Source organism: Micromonospora lupini str. Lupac 08 (assembly GCF_000297395.2).
Classification (GTDB): domain Bacteria; phylum Actinomycetota; class Actinomycetes; order Mycobacteriales; family Micromonosporaceae; genus Micromonospora; species Micromonospora lupini.
This window is the reverse complement of sequence record NZ_HF570108.1, coordinates 5,586,010-5,603,572: the sequence shown is the minus strand read 5'-3', so window position 1 is coordinate 5,603,572 and position 17,563 is coordinate 5,586,010. Positions and strand designations below refer to the sequence as shown.

Genomic DNA, 17,563 nt, shown 5'->3' with positions numbered 1-17,563 from the left:
AGTCGATGTGACGGAAGGTGTCTGCGGCCTCACCGAAAATGACTGTGAAACGACCTATCCGTTATGTAAGTGGTCACCACTCGATCGAACCGCAGGCCCCCGGGGCGGCACCGGGCTCGATCTGCAGCGTGGCGTGCTCGATGCGGAAGTCCTCCCGCAGGGCGGTACGCGCCGCGGTGAGCACCGCGCCGACCTCCGCGCCGGGTGCCATGATCAGGTGGGCGGAGGCCACCTCCATGCCCGAGGTGAGCGTCCAGACGTGCAGGTCGTGCACCTCGACCACGCCGGGCACCGTGGCCAGGCGATCGTGCACGGCGGTGACCTGGAGGTGTTCCGGGGCGGCCTGCACCAGGATGCGGACGGCGGCGCGCCCCAGCCGCCAGGTGCGCGGCAGGATGAACACGCCGATGGCGACCGCGACAAGCGGGTCGGCCCACCACCAGTCGGTGGCCGTGATGAGCACCGCCGCGCCGATCACGCCGAGCGAGCCGAGCAGGTCGCCGAGCACCTCCAGGTAGGCGCCCTGGAGGTTGATGCTCTCCCGGGCGCCGGCGCGCAGCAGCGCGAACGCGACGAGGTTCGCGAGCAGGCCGAGGACGGCCACCGCGAGCATCGGGCCGGTCAGCACCTCGTGGGGGTCGCCGAACCGGCCGATCGCCTCGATCACCACGTAGACCGCCACGCCGGAGAGCAGGACGGCGTTGGCCAGGGCGGCGAGCACCTCGAGGCGGTAGAGCCCGAAGGTGCGCTGGGGGTCGCCGGTGGCCCGCCGGGTGGCGGTGATCGCGGCGAGCGCCATCCCGATGCCGAGCACGTCGGTGAACATGTGCCCGGCGTCGGAGAGCAGCGCCAGCGAGCCGGTGTGGAAGGCGGCCACACCCTCGACCACCATCAGGGTGGCGAGCACCCCGAACGCGGCCCAGAGGCGGCCCCGGTGCTGGTGGGCGGCGTTGGCGACCGACGCGTGGTGGTGGTCATGACCTGCTCCCACGAGATCCACCCTCCGTCGCCACCCGGGACCCGGTCAAATGTATGCTCACATCGCTATGTATGCAACTGTACGGGCCGGTGCCTCACCCGATACCGCCAACGCGCCTGTCAGCCGGTCGGGTCGATGGTGGTGAGCCGCTGGGTGGCCCGGGAGAGCGCCACGTAGAGGGTGCGTACGCCGGAGCCCGGATCGGCCCGGATCTCGCTCGGGGCGACAAGCACCACCCCGTCGTACTCCATGCCCTTCGCCTCCAGGCTGGTCACCACCTGCAGGCGCGCCGCGCCGAGCGTGCCGAGCCAACCGGCGACCTCGTCGCGGCGGGTGACCGGCGTGATCACCCCGACCGTGCCGTCCACCTCGGCCAGCAGGCCGGTGGCCGCCTCCACCACCGCGGTCTCCAGCCCGGCGGGCGGCACCACCAGCTCGACCGGATCGATCCCGGTGGAGCGGACGGCGGTCGGGAGCGAGAGGTCCGGGTAGAGCCGGCGAATCTCCGCCGCCGCCACCGCGAAGATCTCGGCCGAGTTGCGGTAGTTGGTGGTGAGCGTGAAGTCGTGCCGCTTGCGCCGGCCCAGCGCCTGGTCCCGGGCGCGGGTCAGCTCCTCGGGATCACCGGTCCACGCGGTCTGCGCCGGGTCACCCACCACCGTCCAGGAAGCCAGGCGGCCACGCCGTCCGACCATCCGCCACTGCATCGGCGAGACGTCCTGCGCCTCGTCCACCACCACGTGCGCGTACTCCCGGTAGTCCTCCGGGCGCTCCCGGGCCGCCGCGCGGGCGGCCCGCTGCCGGTCGCTGGCGGTGCTCAGCTCGCGCACGCCGCCGGCGAGCTGGAACGGGTCGCGGTGGGCCCGCGCCGGCTGCAGCGGCTTGCCGAGCAGCGCGTCCAACTCGTCCAGCAGCGCCACGTCCGCGATGGTCAGACCCGCGCTGTCCAGGCTCTGGTACGCGGTGGTGAGCAGCCGGATCTCCGCGCCGGAGAGGATCCCGCCGGCGTAGCGGCGCAGCCGATCCGGCCGAGCCAGCCAGCCGAGCACGTGTCGGGGGTGCAGGCGCGGCCACCACGCCTTGAGGAACTCCCGGAACTCCGCCCGCTCGGCGATCTCGCCCTCGAAGGCCCGCTGCTCCGGCAGCCGCGTGATGCCCACCGCGCGAGCCTGCGCCCAGAGCGCGGCGAACACCCCGTCGAAGCCTGCCCGACGTGCCTCGTTGCGCCGGGCGCCGCGGTGCAGCGCACGGTCCCGGATCCGGTCCAGCTCGGCCCGGTCCAGCCGCAGCAGCGTGCCCCGGTAGAGCAGTCGCAGCTCACCCGGGCCGCCCGGCACCGCGTCGCGGGCCGCGCGCTCCAGCACCCGACGCATCCGCAGCGAGCCCTTCACCGCCGCCACCTCGGGCGGGTCGGTGCGGGTGGCGGTCATCCCCGGAAAGAGGGTGCCCAGCGAGTGCAGGGTCGCCGTGTCCTCACCGAGCGAGGGCAGCACCGAGGCGATGTACTCGACGAAGACGGTGGACGGCCCGACCACCAGGATGCCGCCGCCCGCGTACCGGCTGCGGTCGGAGTAGAGCAGGAAGGCCGCCCGGTGCAGGGCGACAGCCGTCTTGCCGGTGCCCGGACCGCCCGCGACGATCGTCACCCCGGAGCCGGGCGACCGGATCGCCTCGTCCTGCTCCCGCTGGATCGTCGCCACGATGTCGCGCATGCCCCGACCGGTGGCCCGCGACAGGGTGGCCAGCAACGCGCCGTCCCCGACCACCGTCATCCCCTCCGGGGCGGCGGTCGGGTCCAACAGGTCGTCCTCGATCCGGGTGACCCGCTCGGCGCGGGACTGGATGGTGCGACGACGCACCACGCCCAGCGGCTGCGACGGGGTGGCCTGGTAGAACGCCGAGGCGGCCGGGGCGCGCCAGTCGACGACAAGCGTGGTGGCGTCCTCGTCGCGGATGCCGAGCCGCCCGACGTGCAGCACCTGCCGGTCGCGCAGGTCCAGACGGCCGAAGACCAGCCCCTCGTGCTCGGCGTCGAGGGTGTGCCGCCGCTGCGCGGCGTGGAAGACCATCGCGTCGCGCTCGACAAGCGCCCCGAACGTGCCCACCCGCGCCATCCGGTAGCCGTCCCGTTCGGCCCGAACCGCGGACTGGCGCAGCTCGGCCAGTCGGGCGTACACCCGGTCGAGGTGCCGTTGCTCGACGGCGATCTCCTGCTCCAGGGCGGTCTGGTCGGTCAACGCACGCTCCTTCGATGTCGCCGGCAAGCGGCGCGAACCGCGCGGGCCAACCGCAGAAGGGTACGGCCCCCGGCCCGACGCTCTGCGCCCGAGGTGCGGGAACGTGCTCAGCGACAGGTCCCGGTGGCGCTCGCGTCGCGCCCGTCCGGCGCCGGCGCGGCGAGCACCCGACGGAGTACGCCGGTCAGCGCGGCGTTCACCTCGTCCGGGCGCTCCATCATCAGCATGTGCCCGGCGCCGGGGCAGACGGTCAGCTCGGTGGCCGGCAGGGCGGCGGCGATCGACTCGGCGCACGGCGGTGGGGTCAGCCGGTCCCGGTCACCGACCAGGGCGGCGGCCGGCAGGTGGGCCAGCGTGGTGAGGGTGTCCAGCCGGTGCTGGGCGCCGATCGAGGCACGGAAGCCGCCGATCGACCGCAGCGAGGCGCGCGCCACCGCCGACGTCACCAGCCGGATGTCGGAGGGCTCGCAGCGGTCGCCGAAGAGCATCCACCTGATGCTCGGCTGCAACGCGTTCAGCAGCGCCCGGGGCGCGCGCCACGACCCGCACCGGGCCAGGACGCCGGCGCCCGTCGTCTCGGCGAGCCGGATCAGCCGGGCGATGCGCGGCGAGAGCCCGTAGACGGTGTGCGTGTGCCCCTCGGCGGTGGTCGAGACGAAGACCAGGCCGGCCGTACGGGCGGCGAAGTGGCCGGGGTGGCGGTGCGCGTACTCCATGATCGTCATTCCGCCCATCGAGTGCCCCACCAGGATCACCCGACCGGTCGGCGCGACCGCGTCGAGGACGGCGGCCAGGTCGTCGCCGAGCTGGGCCAGGGTGGCCGTGGGCAACGCCATGCAGCTCGACCGGCCGTGGCCCCGCGCGTCGTAGGTGACCACCCGCACCGCGTCGCCGAACGAGGCGGTGAGCGCGTCGAGCTGCCGGTGCCAGCTGCGCCCGTCCAACGTCCAGCCGTGCAGCAGGACGGCCGTGACCGGGGCGTCCGCCGGCCCCGTGGTCTCCACGTGCAGCCGTACACCGTCGGGCATACCGACCTCGAAACGCTCCGGCATCGCCACCTCCCGGGCCGCCCGGCACCACCAGCACCGGGATACCCGGCAGTAACACCGGCTACCCGCCAGGACGCCACACCAATCGCGCCGGGGCCAACATTCCCGACCCCGCCCGCGACCCGTGGGCGGCGAGCCAAGCTGAACGGCATGGAGACGGCGGGGCAGGGGCGGCAGGCCGGCGGCACGCCCCGCGCCGCGCTCGCCGAGCTGCTCGCCGGCAACCGGCGCTTCGTCAGCGGACAACCCGTGCACGGGCACGACGTCACCGCCGCGGCGGCAGCCGCCTCCGGCGACCAGCAGCCGTACGCGGTGGTGCTCGGCTGCATCGACTCGCGCGTCCCGTTGGAGGCGATCTTCGACCAGACCTTCGGTGCGATCTGCGTGATCCGTACCGGCGGGCACGTGCTCGACCGCGCGGTGTGCGGCTCCATCGAGTACGTGGTCGGTCAGCTCGGCGTACCGCTGGTGCTGGTGCTCGGACACGAGCGGTGCGGCGCGGTGGGCGCCACGGTCGACGCGCTGCGGTCGGGGGAGCGGCCCGGCGGCTCGCTCGCCCACCTGGTCGACGAGATCGCCCCGGCGGTCATCGAGGCCGGGCTGGACGATCCGGCGGTGCATCCCCTGGCGATCCGCCGGCACGTCCGGCGCACGGTCGACGCGCTGCGGGTCGACGACCTCCTCGCCGGGCCGGTCGCGGCTGGTCGGGTGGCCGTGGTGGGCGGCCTCTACGACCTGGCCACCGGCGAGGTCACCCTGCTCGACCCGGCCTGAACCCGCGGCCCGGCCTGAACCCGTGGCCCGGCCTGAACCCGTGGCCCGGCCTGAACCCGCGGCCCGGCCTGAACCCGCGGCCCGGCCTGAACCCGCGGCCCGGCCTGAACCCGCGGCCCGGCCTCGGCCCGGCCCGGCCCGCTCCCAGGCCGGGGCCGGAGTGCGGCACTGCCCCTTTGGAGCTGATGTCGCAAACGAATCACATCGCCTCTGCGCTGCCTTGACTTGCGCCGATTCGTATACGACATCAGCTCCAAAGCGTCTGGGCGCCACAGCCCGGACCGGCGCCGGGCTACCGAGACGACGTGCAGCAGGTTGATCAGAGCGCGCGCCGACCCGGCGGGTCGCGGGTCGCGGGTCGCGGGTTGCGGGTTGCGGGTGGCGGACGCGAAACCGCCCGCCGGGAACTCCCGGCGGGCGGTTTGCTGGTGCTGTGGTGGGGGAGAGGCTCAGCCCTCGAAGACGCCGGCCGCGACCAGGCGCTTCTCGGTGGCCTCCCAGCCGTCGTTCGGGTGAACGGCAGCCAGGTTGTTGATCTCCGCCCGGATCTTGGCGGCGTGGCCGGCGGCGGCCAGCACCCGGATCTCCTCGACGAAGGCGTCGGAGTCGGTGCGCAGGTGCGCGGTCTTGCCGTTGGTCAGGTTGCGCACGTAGGCGTGCTTGCCGCCGTTGAGCGGGATGAGGTACTTGAACTCGCCCAGCACGCTGAGGGCGCCACCCTGGCCAGCCTGGCCGGCCCGGACGGACGCGCGCGCGGTCTTAGAGGTGTTGCTCGCCACGGAGGTACTCCTTGCAAGACGTACGGGAGGACTGGACGTCCGGGGGCTGTGTGCGGGTGACACTGGGTCGGCCCGCGAAGGTGTAACGCGGCAGAAGCCGCCGATGGAACTGTACAGGACCACGACATCAGGCTGGTCGTCGCGGTGTCCTGAGAGGCAACGGAGACCACCCGTCCGGCTATTCCGGGAGGCGTTTTTTCCGATTCCCTGGCGCACCATCCGTCACAGGGGTCATCATGTGTTGCAGCAACCACTCGGGTGGACGAGGTCGTAGGGGAAGACGCACCTCGCTCTCCGGGAGGTCACCGTGCCAACGCGTGGCGTCGTATACGTCCACTCGACCCCGCTCGCCGTGTGCTCGCACGTCGAGTGGGCGATCGCGCGCGTCCTAGCCGCGCCGGTCAACCTGCAGTGGACGGCTCAGCCCGTCGATCCCGGCGCACGCCGGGCCGAGTGCGGGTGGACCGGCCGTCCGGGGACGGGCGCCGAGCTGGCTGCTGCCCTCCGGCAGTGGCCCATGATCCGTTTCGAGGTCACCGAGGAGCCGAGTCCCGGCGCCGACGGTGAGCGCTTCATGTACGTGCCCGCCCGTGGCCTGTTCCGGGCCACCGTCGGCGCGGCCGGTGACATCCAGCTCGGCGAGGACCGGCTGCGGGCCCTGATGGCCTCCGCCCGGGCCCCCGAGGCGCTGTCGCACGCCCTCGACAAGGCGCTCGGCACCGCGTGGGACGCCGACCTGGAGCCCTACCGGTACGCCGGGGACGGCGCGCCCGTGACGTTGCTCACCCGGGTCGGCTGACCTCGGCCACCGCCCGCTGGCCAGACGCCCTCGGGCGCTGCGACCGGTAAGGTCAAGTTGCCCCGATAAGGGGGAAGCTGGTGGGATGGGCGACGTGCCGATTCGCCCGCGACACGCCGGTGTCGCCGTCGCCGCCCTGACCGCTCTGCTCGTCTCCGGCTGCTCCGGCGCCCCGGACCGGCCCGACCCGACGCCCGGTCCGACAGGCGTCTCGGCGGCCCCGAGCGCTCCCGCTCCGACCCCGGCCGACGACCCGGCCGCGCGGGCCGCCGCCCTGGTCGCGACGCTCTCGGACGAGGACCTGGTCGGGCAGGTGCTGATGCCGTACGCGTACGGCGACTCGGCCACGAAGGTCTCGACCGGCTCCGCGGCCGGCAACCAGGCCCTCGCCGGCGTCGACACCCCCGCCGAGATGATCGCCAAGTACCGGCTCGGCGGGCTGATCCTGGTCGGCTTCAGCGCCGACGATCCGACCAAGGGCAACCAGGAGACCACGAACGTCGACAACCCGAAGCAGGTCCACGAGCTGACCACCGGGCTGCGGGGCGCCGCCGGACGGCTGGCCGCCGGCCCGGCGCCCTTCCTGATCGGCACCGACCAGGAGTACGGCGTGGTCACCCGGGTCACCGACGGGGTCACCATCCTGCCCAGCGCGCTCGCCGCGGGTGCGGCCGGCGACCCGAAGCTGACCGAGGCCGCCTGGCGGGCCGCCGGCGCCGAACTCGCCGCGATGGGCATCAACGTCGACTTCGCCCCGCTGGCCGACGTGCTGGCCACCCACAGCACGGTGATCGGCTCCCGGTCGTTCGGCGCCGATCCGAAGCAGGCCGGCGCCCAGGTCGGCGGCGCGGTCCGGGGCCTGCAGGCCAGCGGCGTGGCGGCCACCCTGAAGCACTTCCCGGGGCACGGCCACAGCGCCGACGACTCGCACAAGGACCTGCCGGTGCTCACCCAGTCCGCGGCCGAGCTGCAGAGTGGGGCGTGGCCGCCGTTCACCGCCGGGTTCGAGGCCGGCGCGATGGCCGTGATGTCCGGCCACCTGGACGCGCAGGCCATCGACCCGGGCACCCCGGCGACGTTCTCCCACAAACTGCTCACCGACGTGCTGCGCGGCCAGCTCGGCTTCCAGGGCGTGGTGATCACCGACGGGATGAACATGCCGCCGGCGAAGCGCTGGGCGCCCGGCGAGGCCGCCGTCCGGGCTCTGAACGCCGGCAACGACCTGATCCTCATGACCCCGAACGTCGGCCAGGCGTACGACGGGCTGCTCGCCGCCCTGCGCGGCGGGTCGCTGCCCCGGGCCCGGCTGGTCGAGGCGGTCACCCGGGTGCTCACCATGAAGTTCCGGCTGGCGGCGGCCCCCACCGAGCCGATGTCCACGCTCAACACCCCGGCGCACCGGGCGGCGGCGGACGCGTTGGCCGCCGGCGCGGTCACCGTGCTGCGCGGCGCCTGCGGCAAGGCGGTGCAGGGGCCCGTCACCGTCACCTCCTCCGGTGGTCGCGACGCCACCCGGGCGGCGCTCACCGCCGCGCTGACCAAGGCCGGCGTGACCGTGAAGCCGAGCGGCGGGACCGTGGTGCACCTCGTCGGCTACGGCGACGGCGACAGCGACCTGCGCGCCGACGCGGCGGTCACCGTCGCCATGGACACCCCGTACGTGCTGGCCAAGGCGAAGTCGCCGACGCTGCTGGCGACGTACTCCTCAAGTCGGGCGTCGATGACCGCGCTGGCCGCCGTGCTGGCCGGCAAGGCCCGCCCGGGTGGCCGGTCCCCGGTGGCCGTGTCCGGCCTGCCCGCCACCACCTGCGGCGCCTGAGCGGTCCTCCCGCCGTCCGGCCGGTCTGCCGCCGTCCGGCCGGTCTGCCGCCGTCCGGCCGGTCTGCCGCCGTCCGGCCGGTCTGCCGCCGCCTGGAAATCGCCTCGCCCCGGGTGGCACCGGCCTGGCAGCCTCGCCCCATGACAACCGCGCAGGGCTTCCGGTACGACGAGCGTGCCGACGGGACGGTGGTGATCACGCATCACGGCCGGTTGGCGGGCACGCTGCGCGGCGCCCGGGCGGCGGAGTTCCTCGCCGAGGTCGACGGCGATCCGCAACTGGTGATGGCGCGCTGGACCGGCAACTACCGCCACGGCAACGAACGCACCGCCAAGCAGCACCCCCGCAACCGGGGCTGAACGTGCCGAAGGGCCCCCTCGGGTGAGGGGGCCCTTCGGGTAAAGCTCGCGGAGCTGCCGTTTCCGGGCCGCTGCCGTTCCGGACCGTCGGGTCAGGGCCGTGCGAAGACGAGCGCCACGTTGTGGCCGCCGAAGCCGAACGCGTTGTTCAGCGCGGCGGGGATCTCCATGTGGCGTGCCTTGTGCGCGGCGACGTCCAGGGTGAGACCGGGCTCCGGGTCGTCGAGGTTGATCGTCGGAGGGACGACACCGTCGCGGATGGCCAGGATCGTGGCGATCGACTCCAGCGCTCCGGCCGCACCGAGCAGGTGACCGGTCATCGACTTGGTCGCGGACAGCACCGGGTGGTCGCCGAGCGCCTTGTGCAGCCCGCCGATCTCCAGCATGTCACCGACCGGCGTCGACGTGGCGTGCGCGTTGACGTGCACGATGTCCTGCTTCGCCACGTCCGCGTCCGCGATCGCCTTGGCGATGGCCCGGATGGCGCCCTCACCCTCGGCGTGCGGCTGCACGATGTCGTACGCGTCGGACGTGATGCCGGCGCCGGCGAGGCGCGCGTACACCCGGGCGCCCCGGGCCGCGGCGTGCTCGGCACGTTCCAGCACCAGGATCCCGGCGCCCTCACCGAGGACGAAGCCGTCACGGCCCCGGTCCCACGGGCGGGAGGCGCGCTCCGGCTCGTCGTTGCGGGTCGACATGGCCCGCATCGAGCTGAAGCCGGCGATCGGCAGCGGGTGGATGACCGCCTCGGTGCCGCCGGCCACCACCACGTCGGCCCGGCCGGAGCGGATGATGTCCAGGCCGAGAGCGATCGCCTCGGCGCCGGTGGCGCAGGCGCTTGCCATCGAGTGCACCCCGGCCTTCGCGCCCAGCTCCAGCCCGACCCAGGCGGCCGGACCGTTCGGCATCAGCATCGGGATCGTGTGCGGGGAGACCCGCCGTGGCCCGGAGGCCTCCAGGATGTCGTCCTGGGCGAGCAGGGTGGTGGCACCGCCGATGCCGGAGCCGACGCTGACGGCCAACCGCTCCCCGTCGAGGTCGGAGCCGGCGAGGCCGGCGTCCGCCCAGGCCTGCTGCGCCGCGATGATCGCGATCGCCTCGGAGCGGTCGAGCCGGCGCAGCCGGACCCGGTCCAGCACCTCGGACGGCTCCACGGCCAACTGGGCGGCGATCCGGACCGGCAGTTGCGCGGCCCACTCCTGGGTGAGGGCACTCACCCCGGAGCGGCCGGCGAGCATGGCGTCCCAGGTCGACGCGACGTCCCCGCCAAGCGGGGTCGTCGCGCCGAGCCCGGTGACGACGACGTCAGGACGACTCATGATCAGGACTGCGCCTCGATGAAGCTGACGGCGTCCCCGACGGTCTTGAGGTTCTGCACCTCGTTGTCCGGGATCTTGACGCCGAACTTCTCCTCGGCGGCCACCACGACCTCCACCATGGAGAGCGAGTCGACATCGAGGTCGTCGGTGAAGGACTTCCCCTCGGCCACGTCGTCCGGGTTCACCCCGGCAACCTCTTCGAGGATCTCGGCGAGGCCGGTGGTGATCTCGTCACGGGTCATTGCGGTTGGTTCCTCTCATAGGGGGTTCTCCGGCGGCCGGCGTCGCCGACCGCCACTCCTCGACGCGTACGCGTCCGAGGGGGTTCAGGGGCAGCGGACGACCTGGCCGGCGTAGGTCAGGCCACCGCCGAAGCCGAACAGCAGCACCGGGGCGCCCGAGGGCACCTCCCGACGCTCGACCAGCTTCGACAGGGCCAGCGGCACGCTTGCCGCCGAGGTGTTGCCGGACTCGACGATGTCCTTCGCGATGATCGCGTCGGGGATGTTGAGCCGCTTGGCGATGCCGTCGATGATCCGGGCGTTGGCCTGGTGCGGCACGAAGGCGGCCAGCTCCGACGGGTCGACCCCGGCCCGCTCGCACGCCTGCAGGGCCAGCGGCGCGATCGCGGTGGTGGCCCAGCGGAACACCGACTGCCCCTCCTGCTGGATGTACGGGCGCCAGCCCTCGATGCGGACCGCGTCGCTCTTCTCCGGCACGGAGCCCCACACGACCGGGCCGATGCCGGCCGGCTCGTCGTCGGCCGTGGCGGTGACCACCGCGGCGCCCGCGCCGTCACCGAAGATGATGCAGGTGGAGCGGTCGGTCCAGTCGGTGAAGTCGGACAGCTTCTCGGCGCCGATGACGAGCGCGTTGCGCGACGCCCCGGCCCGCACGGCGTGGTCCACGGTGCCCAGGGCGTACGCGAAGCCCGAGCAGGCGGTGTTGACGTCGAACGCGCCCGGCGCGGCGATGCCCAGCTTGGCGGCGACCCGGCAGGCCACGTTGGGGCTGCGGTCGATCGAGGAGCAGGTGGCGACCACGACCAGGTCGATGTCGGAGGCGCTGAGCCCCGAGTTGGCCAGCGCCTTGCCGGCGGCCGCGGCAGCCATGTCGGCAACCGTCTCACCGTCGGCGATCCGCCGGCTGACGATGCCCACCCGGTCGCGGATCCACTCGTCGTTGGTGTCCACGAGCTTGGCGATGTCGTCGTTGGTCACCACCCGGGAGGGCTGGTAGTGCCCCATCGAGACGATGCGACTGCCAGTCATGAACGACCTCCGATACGGGCGATCAGGTCCCGTGCGGCCGGCAGGTCGTCCGGGGTGTTGAGGGTGACGATCTCCGGGGCGCCGTCGCCCTTGAGTTCCCGCTTGACCAGGCCGGCGAGGGTGCCGGCCGGGGGCAGCTCGATCACGCCGGTGACCCCGAGGTCGGCCAGCGTGCGCATGCACAGGTCCCAGCGCACCGGCGCGGTGACCTGACGGACGAGGCGCTGCACCATGGCGGCGCCGTCGTCGACCGCGGTGCCGTCGAGGTTCGACAGCAGGGTCCGAGCCGGGTCGGCGGGGGTGATCCCGGCGGCCTCCGCGGCGAGCGCGGTCTCGGCCGGAGCCATGTACGGGGTGTGGAACGCGCCGGCCACCTGGAGTCGGATGATCCGGGTCCGGGCGGGCGGCGCGGCGGCGAGCTTGTCGAGCCCGTCCAGGGCGCCCGCGGCGACGATCTGCCCGGCGCCGTTGCGGTTGGCCGGGTACAGCCCGTTCGCTTCGATCGCGGCGATCACCTCGTCGGGGTCACCGCCGAGCACCGCGGCCATTCCGGTCGGCTCCAGCGCGCACGCGGCGGCCATCTCCCGGCCGCGTACGCCGGCCAGGCTGATCGCGGCGTCGGCCGACAGCACACCGGCCAGGGCGGCGGCACCCAACTCGCCGACGCTGTGGCCGGCGGTGAGCGCGACGCCGTCGAGCGGCAGGTGCTCGGCCGCGAGCAACGCCGCGGCGACCAGCAGAGGCTGGGTGCGGGCGGTGTCCTTGATCTCGTCGGCGTCGGCGGCGGTGCCCAGGTGCAGCAGGTCGACCCCGGCCAACGCCGACCAGTCGCGCAGTCGCGCCTCGGTGCCGGTCAGGTCGAGCCAGGGAGTCAGGAAGCCGGGTTTCTGGGAACCCTGGCCGGGACTAAGTACGGCGAGCACGCCTATGACTCTCCCGGATACGCGTGGGTAGCGCTGTGCCGAGGCCCACCAAACCGCACTAGAACCTTTGGAGGTTTCTCACAAAGATCGGCGGGGATCATCACTGCTTTGGGCGGATTTCCGGACGGCCGGGGTCAATGTCTGGGTCGGGACCGCCGTGGCCACCGGTACCACCGGATCCAGTCGACCGACAGTCAACGCCACCTGGAGGGCGAACGCGTCGCGGGGCGACAGCGGCGAGAAGCCGGTCACCTCGGCGATACGGCGCAGCCGGTACCGCACCGTGTTCGGGTGCACGAACAGCGCCCGCGCCGCGCTCTCCAGCGTGCCACCGGCGGCGAGGAAGGCGTCCAGGGTCTCCAGCAACTCGCCACCGGCGCGCACCAGCGTCGCGTACACGTCGTGGCGCAACCGGCGACGCGCCTCCGCGTCGCCGGCGAGAGCCCGCTCCGGCAGCAGGTCCGCGGCCGGCACCGGCCGGGGGGCGGACGGCCACGCCGGCGCCGCCCGGAAACCGGACAGCGCGGCCCGCGCCGACTCCGTCGCCTCGTCCAGACTGGGTACGGCCGGACCGACCACCACCGGGCCGTCACCGAACGCGTCCAGCAGCTTGCCGGTGGCGCTCAGCGGGTCCGCAGCGCCGCCCAGCACGATCACCAACCGGTCGCCGTGCACTCCGCCGATCACCTCGACGCCGATCCGCCGCGCCTGCCGGTACACCACGTGCAGCACGGCGGAGACCTCCCCGCCGGGGGAGCGGCCGACCGCCACCGCGACCGGCGGCGCGTCCGCCCAGCCCAGCGCGGCGGCCCGGCTCGCCAGGACGTCCGGCGAGTCACCGCGCAGCAGCGCGTCGACCAGGAGGGCCTGCAAGCGGGCGTCCCACGCGCCGCGCGACTCGGCGGCCCGCGCGTACACCCGGGCGGCGGCGAACGCGATCTCCCGGGAGAAGCGCAGCACCGCCTCGCGCAGCAACTGCTCCTCGCCCTCGGCGGCCAGTTGCGACACCTGCTCCTCGACGACGTCGATGGTCACCTTGATCAGCGCCACGGTCTGCTGGAGGGTGATCGACCGGGCCAGCGCCTGCGGTGCGGCGTCGAAGACGTCGTCGGAGACCTCCTGGGTGCTGTCCGCCGTGCCGCCGCCGTCCTGCAGCCACTGCACCAGCGACCGGGCGCCCGCCTGGGCCACAAGCATCACCCAGGAGCGCTGGTCGGCCGGCAGGGCACGGAACCACGGCAGCGTCTCGTCCATCCGGGCCACGCTGGCGGTGGCCAACGCTCCCGCCGAACGCTCGATCCGGCGCAGCGTGGCCGCCAACTCCCCACCGTCGGGCGTACTCACCGCCCTAGCCTGACACGTCGTGAGCAGGCCATCCACGTCGGCACCGGTAGGCGGACCCGGGAGCGGGGTCACGGTGGCGCGGGCAGGCCCAGCTCCTGGGCCAGGATCGCGGCCTGTACCCGGCTGCGCAGGTCCAGCTTCGCCAGGATCCGGCTCACGTGTGTCTTGGTGGTGCTCTCCGCCAGTTCCAGCCGGTCGGCGATCTGCTGGTTGGACAGGCCCAGGCCGAGACAGGCCAGCACGTCGCGTTCCCGCGGGGTCAAGGTGGCCAGCGCGGCCCGGGTGGCCGCCGACGCGCCGGGCGCGGTGGCCGCGAAGGCGGCGATCAGACGACGGGTCACCGTGGGGGCGATGAACCCCTCGCCGCGCGCCACGGTGTGCACCGCCGCGACCAGTCCCGCCGCGTCGGTGTCCTTGAGCAGGAATCCGGACGCCCCGGCGCGCAGCGCGCCGAAGACGTACTCGTCCAGGTCGAAGGTCGTCAGCACCAGCACGTCGGCGAGCCGGTCGGCGACGATCGCCCTGGTCGCGGCGATCCCGTCGAGGCGTGGCATCCGCACGTCCAGCACCGCCACGTCGGGGCGCGCCTCCCGGCACAGCCGGACCGCCTCGTGTCCGTCGGCCGCCTCGCCGACCACCTCGATGCCCGGCGAGCCGCCCAGGATCAGGGCCAGCCCCGCCCGTACCGCAGGCTGGTCGTCCGCGAGCACCACCCGTACCGCCTGCGCCGCGCCCTGCTCCCGTGCCGGCCCGCTCACCCGCCCTCCCCGGTCGGCAGCGCGGCACGGACCTGCCAGCGGCCGTCGTGCGGCCCGGCGGTGAACCGGCCGGCCAGCAGCGCGGCACGCTCCCGCATCCCGATCAGTCCGGCCCCCGCGCCCGGCAGCCCCGACCCGTCCGGGCGCACCGGATTCTCCACCGTCAGCACCACCTCGGCCGGCCGGTACGCGATCGTCAGCTCCGCCTCGCCCGTGCCGTGCTTGAGGGCGTTGGTGAGCGACTCCTGCACGATCCGGTAGGCGGCGAGGTCCACCCCCACCGGCAGCGGACCCGGCGTGCCGTCGGTGCGTACCCGTACCGCGAGGCCGGCGGCCCGGATCCGCTCGACCAGCCCGTCCGCCTCGGCGAGCCGCGCCGCGACCGTCTCCGGCGCCGCGCCGAGGGTGCCCGCCGCGCTCCGGTCGCCGCCGCTCGGCTCGCGCAGCAGCTCGATCATCTGCCGCATCTCGGCCAGGCCCTGCACGCTGCTCTCCCGGATGACCCGCAGCGCCGACTCCACCTGGCCCCGCTCCAGCCCCGGAACGGACAGCACGGCGGTGGCGTGGATGGCCACCGCGCTCAGGTGGTTGGCGACCACGTCGTGCAGTTCCCGTGCCATCCGGGCCCGTTCGGCGCCGACCGCCTGCCGGCGGTCCAACTCGACCAGCCGGGCGGTCTGCTCGGCCCGTGCCCGCTCGGCGGCAGCCTGGTCGCGGTACTGCCGCACGCTGATCCCGGTGAGCACCGGCAGCAGCCCGGCGAGCACCACCGGCACCCCGACGGCGGCACCGCGCCACTGACCGAAGCCGAGGACACCCGCCACCGTCCCGATCACGCTCAGCGTCACGGTGATCCCCAGCAGCCACCGCCACAGCCGGGGTGGGCCGTACACGCAGGCGTCGTAGAGGACCTGCGTGTAGACCACCACCGTGCCCAGCGAGTTGCCCAGCGCCGTGTCCACCACGAGCGCCCCGGTCCCCACCGCCAGGCTGGTGCGTGGCGCGACCCGACGCAGGCCGACGGCCACACACACCGCCAGCAGCGGCGCCAGGAAAAGCGCCGGCGGCACGTCCGGGTGCGGGATGATCTGCGGCTGCATGCCCAGGCCGTACAGCACCAGACCACCGACCAGCGACGCGCCGGCCAGTGTGAGGTCCCGGCCGGCCGTGCCGGAGCCGAGCCACGGTGGCGGTCGCATGCCCCGATCCCACCACAACCGTCGACCCTCCGACTCCGACCAGGGAAGGAGCCTTCCGGCTCCGACATGCGCCGAAAGGGGTACGTCGAGCGCGCCGCGGGCGGTTGGTCCGTCGAAGGGAGGACCCCGATCTCCTCTCCGGCGTCGAGGCCCGGGCCCCGCCGATCGGCGACGCTGGGTGGCGACGACGGGGGGAGGTCGCCATGGTGGTCGCGGTGATCATCGGTTGTGAGATCGCGTTCTGGGTGCTGCTCGGCGCCGGGCTGGTGGCCCGCTACCCGCTGCGCCGGCCACGACTCGGCGCGGCGCTGCTGGTCTGCGTACCGCTTGTCGACCTGGCGCTGCTCGCCGCGTCGGTGCTCGACCTGCGCCGTGGCGCGACCGCCGGGGTCGGCCACGGTCTGGCCGCCGCCTATCTCGGCTTCTCGGTGGCCTTCGGCCACTCGATGGTGCGCTGGGCGGACCAGCGCTTCGCCCACCGGTTCGCCGGTGGTCCACCGCCGGTGCGGCCGCCCCGCTACGGCTGGGCGCGCACCCGCTACGAGTGGCGTGAGTGGGCCAAGGCACTGCTCGGCTGGATCATCGCCTGTGGCCTGCTCGGTGCCGCCATCCTGTGGGTCGACGACGCCGAACGGACGCGCGGGCTGGTGGGCTGGATCCACAAGCTCACCGTCGCCCTCGTGATCTGGCTGCTTGCCTTCCCCGTCTGGGAGACCCTGTTTCCTCGCCGCCCGAAGCGCTGACCCGGGGGTACGCCGTGCACAGGCCGTCGGTCCCGGCCAGTACGGTGGCAGGGCACGTCGGGGGGAGCGCCCCCGCGCGTGAGTGCGAGCGTGAGGAGACCGGGGATGGCGCACGGGGAGGCCGAGCACGGCTGCGCCCAGGGCGAGCCCTGCCGGCTGGGGCACCACGACCCGCAGACGGCGGGCAAGCCGCGCCGGCCGGTCGGCGGGGCGCCGGCGCACCCGGCGGAGTCGACAGGCGGCCGTCCGACCGAGCGGGCCGACGACGACGTGGCCGTGCCACGCCAACGGGCCACCGAGCCGACGCCGGCCGAGCCGGACGACGTCACCGGCTGCCGCAGCGACCTGCCCGGGTGGGCCGGCGCGCACCGGCACGGCCCGGTCCGGCCGCGTCAGCGGGCCACCCGCCGGGAGCGCCCGCCGCGCCGCTGGTGCTGACCGCGCGACGGCTGGTCTGACCCGCCGGCCGAGGTCAGCGGGTGACGGGTCTGACCCTCCGCCCCGGGTTCAGCGGGTCCGGCGGCGGATCAGCAGGGCGATGCCGGCGAGACCGACCGTGATGGTCAGCATCACCGCGACGTTGAGCAGCAGCAGTCGCTGCAACTCGCCGAGCGCTTCGTCGATGTCCCGGGCAGGGTCCATCGTGTCCTCCGGGAGGACACGCTCGCCGCCGCCCACGCCGCCGCTGACCGTGTCGAACTGCCGCTCCAGCGGCACTCCGGCGGTGCGCAGCGTCTCGGACATGCTGAGCCGGCCGAGGAACCAGCCGGCGCTGGTCTTGCGGCCGTCCGGCTGCTTGGCCGGTCGGTAGACGCGCGGCCCACCGGCAGCCTTGGGGTAGAGGTCGTACGTCTGCTTCGGCGTCTCACCGGCGAGCACCACGACCGTGTACTTCGGACCGAGGTCGGCCGCCTTCGGCCCGGTCGGCATGCCGGTACGAGCGAAGAAGTTGACCTGGTCGACGACCGCCACCACGTGCGCGGGCTGGGTGTCCGACCGGAGCCGCAGCGGCTCGGTCAGCCCTTCGCCGGTGATGTCCACACCGGCGGGTGCCGGCTTCGGCGCCGCGCTGGCCGGGCCGGCGGCGCCGAGCGCCAGCACTGCCGCTGCCAGCGTGCCCGCCAGCACGGCGGCCCAGCGCCTCATCTGTCGGACCATCCCGCCTCCTCGCCCCGTTCGATGGATGGCTTCGTCGTGACGTCCGGGTCGAT

Annotated in this window: 17 protein-coding genes and 1 pseudogene; 6 read left to right on the top strand and 12 right to left on the bottom strand. The window is 74.0% G+C overall.

The features are described 5' to 3' along the window. Positions 1-73: 73 nt before the first annotated feature. From MILUP08_RS26555 to MILUP08_RS26545, 3 genes are all read right to left on the bottom strand, one after another. Positions 74-991 (bottom strand): cation diffusion facilitator family transporter, encoded by a 918-nt coding sequence (locus tag MILUP08_RS26555; protein ID WP_007463536.1) that lies wholly within the window; start codon positions 989-991, stop codon positions 74-76. A gap of 107 nt (positions 992-1,098) precedes the next feature. Beyond that, entirely contained in the window at positions 1,099-3,216 is a 2,118-nt protein-coding gene (locus MILUP08_RS26550; RefSeq protein ID WP_007463534.1) for a HelD family protein, read from the bottom strand. A gap of 107 nt (positions 3,217-3,323) precedes the next feature. After that, positions 3,324-4,268 (bottom strand): alpha/beta fold hydrolase, encoded by a 945-nt coding sequence (locus tag MILUP08_RS26545; protein ID WP_007463532.1) that lies wholly within the window; start codon positions 4,266-4,268, stop codon positions 3,324-3,326. A 147-nt stretch (positions 4,269-4,415) separates the two neighbouring features. Here MILUP08_RS26545 and MILUP08_RS26540 point away from each other — a divergent pair, with 147 nt between their 5' ends. Then, positions 4,416-5,039 carry a carbonic anhydrase gene (locus MILUP08_RS26540; RefSeq protein WP_007463530.1) on the top strand — a complete coding sequence of 208 codons (624 nt, stop codon included), beginning with the start codon at positions 4,416-4,418 and terminating at the stop codon, positions 5,037-5,039. A 449-nt stretch (positions 5,040-5,488) separates the two neighbouring features. Here the strand turns inward: MILUP08_RS26540 and MILUP08_RS26535 are convergent, their stop codons facing one another. Beyond that, complete coding sequence (locus MILUP08_RS26535) at positions 5,489-5,818, bottom strand: hypothetical protein (RefSeq protein ID WP_007463527.1); 330 nt, start codon at positions 5,816-5,818, stop codon at positions 5,489-5,491. 307 nt (positions 5,819-6,125) lie between these two features. Here MILUP08_RS26535 and MILUP08_RS26530 point away from each other — a divergent pair, with 307 nt between their 5' ends. The 3 genes from MILUP08_RS26530 (at position 6,126) to MILUP08_RS26520 (ending at position 8,795) form a co-directional block, all read left to right on the top strand. After that, complete coding sequence (locus MILUP08_RS26530; RefSeq protein WP_007463525.1) at positions 6,126-6,617, top strand: DUF3145 domain-containing protein; 492 nt, start codon at positions 6,126-6,128, stop codon at positions 6,615-6,617. A gap of 85 nt (positions 6,618-6,702) precedes the next feature. Continuing rightward, positions 6,703-8,436 carry a glycoside hydrolase family 3 protein gene (locus tag MILUP08_RS26525; RefSeq protein WP_007463523.1) on the top strand — a complete coding sequence of 578 codons (1,734 nt, stop codon included), beginning with the start codon at positions 6,703-6,705 and terminating at the stop codon, positions 8,434-8,436. A 140-nt stretch (positions 8,437-8,576) separates the two neighbouring features. Further along, the gene (locus tag MILUP08_RS26520) at positions 8,577-8,795 is read left to right on the top strand and encodes a hypothetical protein (RefSeq protein ID WP_007463521.1); all 219 of its coding nucleotides are present in this window, start codon (positions 8,577-8,579) and stop codon (positions 8,793-8,795) included. Between the two features lie 92 nt (positions 8,796-8,887). On the opposite strand, the gene fabF is transcribed toward MILUP08_RS26520, so the two are convergent. From fabF to MILUP08_RS36420, 7 genes and pseudogenes are all read right to left on the bottom strand, one after another. Further along, entirely contained in the window at positions 8,888-10,114 is a 1,227-nt protein-coding gene (fabF, locus tag MILUP08_RS26515) for a beta-ketoacyl-ACP synthase II (RefSeq protein ID WP_007463519.1), read from the bottom strand. A 2-nt stretch (positions 10,115-10,116) separates the two neighbouring features. Next, positions 10,117-10,356 carry an acyl carrier protein gene (locus MILUP08_RS26510; protein ID WP_007463517.1) on the bottom strand — a complete coding sequence of 80 codons (240 nt, stop codon included), beginning with the start codon at positions 10,354-10,356 and terminating at the stop codon, positions 10,117-10,119. Positions 10,357-10,440: 84 nt separating this feature from the next. Further along, on the bottom strand, positions 10,441-11,385 hold the full coding sequence (locus tag MILUP08_RS26505; protein WP_007463515.1) for a beta-ketoacyl-ACP synthase III: 945 nt from the start codon (positions 11,383-11,385) through the stop codon (positions 10,441-10,443). A gap of 5 nt (positions 11,386-11,390) precedes the next feature. Then, positions 11,391-12,308, bottom strand: a pseudogene (locus MILUP08_RS26500) (ACP S-malonyltransferase); the annotation flags it as partial. Positions 12,309-12,386: 78 nt separating this feature from the next. Further along, positions 12,387-13,652 (bottom strand): PucR family transcriptional regulator, encoded by a 1,266-nt coding sequence (locus tag MILUP08_RS26495; protein ID WP_007463512.1) that lies wholly within the window; start codon positions 13,650-13,652, stop codon positions 12,387-12,389. Positions 13,653-13,720: 68 nt separating this feature from the next. Then, positions 13,721-14,410, bottom strand: a complete 690-nt coding sequence (locus tag MILUP08_RS36425) for a response regulator (RefSeq protein ID WP_007463510.1) — start codon at positions 14,408-14,410, stop codon at positions 13,721-13,723. Then, a complete protein-coding gene (locus tag MILUP08_RS36420) occupies positions 14,407-15,609 on the bottom strand; it encodes a sensor histidine kinase (RefSeq protein ID WP_039906678.1) in 1,203 nt (400 codons plus the stop codon). The genes MILUP08_RS36425 and MILUP08_RS36420 overlap by 4 nt, the downstream gene beginning before the upstream one ends. A 203-nt stretch (positions 15,610-15,812) precedes the next feature. On the opposite strand from MILUP08_RS36420, the gene MILUP08_RS26480 reads away from it, so the two are divergent. Beyond that, positions 15,813-16,352: a hypothetical protein gene (locus MILUP08_RS26480; protein ID WP_007463507.1), complete on the top strand. Its 540-nt coding sequence runs from the start codon at positions 15,813-15,815 to the stop codon at positions 16,350-16,352. Between the two features lie 105 nt (positions 16,353-16,457). After that, on the top strand, positions 16,458-16,790 hold the full coding sequence (locus MILUP08_RS26475; RefSeq protein ID WP_007463505.1) for a hypothetical protein: 333 nt from the start codon (positions 16,458-16,460) through the stop codon (positions 16,788-16,790). Positions 16,791-16,859: 69 nt separating this feature from the next. Here MILUP08_RS26475 and MILUP08_RS26470 read toward each other — a convergent pair whose 3' ends face one another. Next, the gene (locus tag MILUP08_RS26470; protein WP_007463504.1) at positions 16,860-17,510 is read right to left on the bottom strand and encodes a hypothetical protein; all 651 of its coding nucleotides are present in this window, start codon (positions 17,508-17,510) and stop codon (positions 16,860-16,862) included. Positions 17,511-17,563: the final 53 nt, after the last annotated feature.

Excerpts from the sequence above, each read along its gene's own strand:
- MILUP08_RS26545 (WP_007463532.1), bottom strand. The coding sequence starts at position 4,268 with ATGCCGGAGCGTTTCGAGGTCGGTATGCCCGACGGTGTACGGCTGCAC.
- MILUP08_RS26505 (WP_007463515.1), bottom strand. The coding sequence starts at position 11,385 with ATGACTGGCAGTCGCATCGTCTCGATGGGGCACTACCAGCCCTCCCGG.
- MILUP08_RS26480 (WP_007463507.1), top strand. The coding sequence starts at position 15,813 with ATGGTGGTCGCGGTGATCATCGGTTGTGAGATCGCGTTCTGGGTGCTG.
- MILUP08_RS26475 (WP_007463505.1), top strand. The coding sequence starts at position 16,458 with ATGGCGCACGGGGAGGCCGAGCACGGCTGCGCCCAGGGCGAGCCCTGC.
- MILUP08_RS26520 (WP_007463521.1), top strand. The coding sequence starts at position 8,577 with ATGACAACCGCGCAGGGCTTCCGGTACGACGAGCGTGCCGACGGGACG.
- MILUP08_RS26510 (WP_007463517.1), bottom strand. The coding sequence starts at position 10,356 with ATGACCCGTGACGAGATCACCACCGGCCTCGCCGAGATCCTCGAAGAG.
- fabF (WP_007463519.1), bottom strand. The coding sequence starts at position 10,114 with ATGAGTCGTCCTGACGTCGTCGTCACCGGGCTCGGCGCGACGACCCCG.
- MILUP08_RS26540 (WP_007463530.1), top strand. The coding sequence starts at position 4,416 with ATGGAGACGGCGGGGCAGGGGCGGCAGGCCGGCGGCACGCCCCGCGCC.
- MILUP08_RS36420 (WP_039906678.1), bottom strand. The coding sequence starts at position 15,609 with ATGCGACCGCCACCGTGGCTCGGCTCCGGCACGGCCGGCCGGGACCTC.
- MILUP08_RS26525 (WP_007463523.1), top strand. The coding sequence starts at position 6,703 with ATGGGCGACGTGCCGATTCGCCCGCGACACGCCGGTGTCGCCGTCGCC.
- MILUP08_RS26470 (WP_007463504.1), bottom strand. The coding sequence starts at position 17,510 with ATGGTCCGACAGATGAGGCGCTGGGCCGCCGTGCTGGCGGGCACGCTG.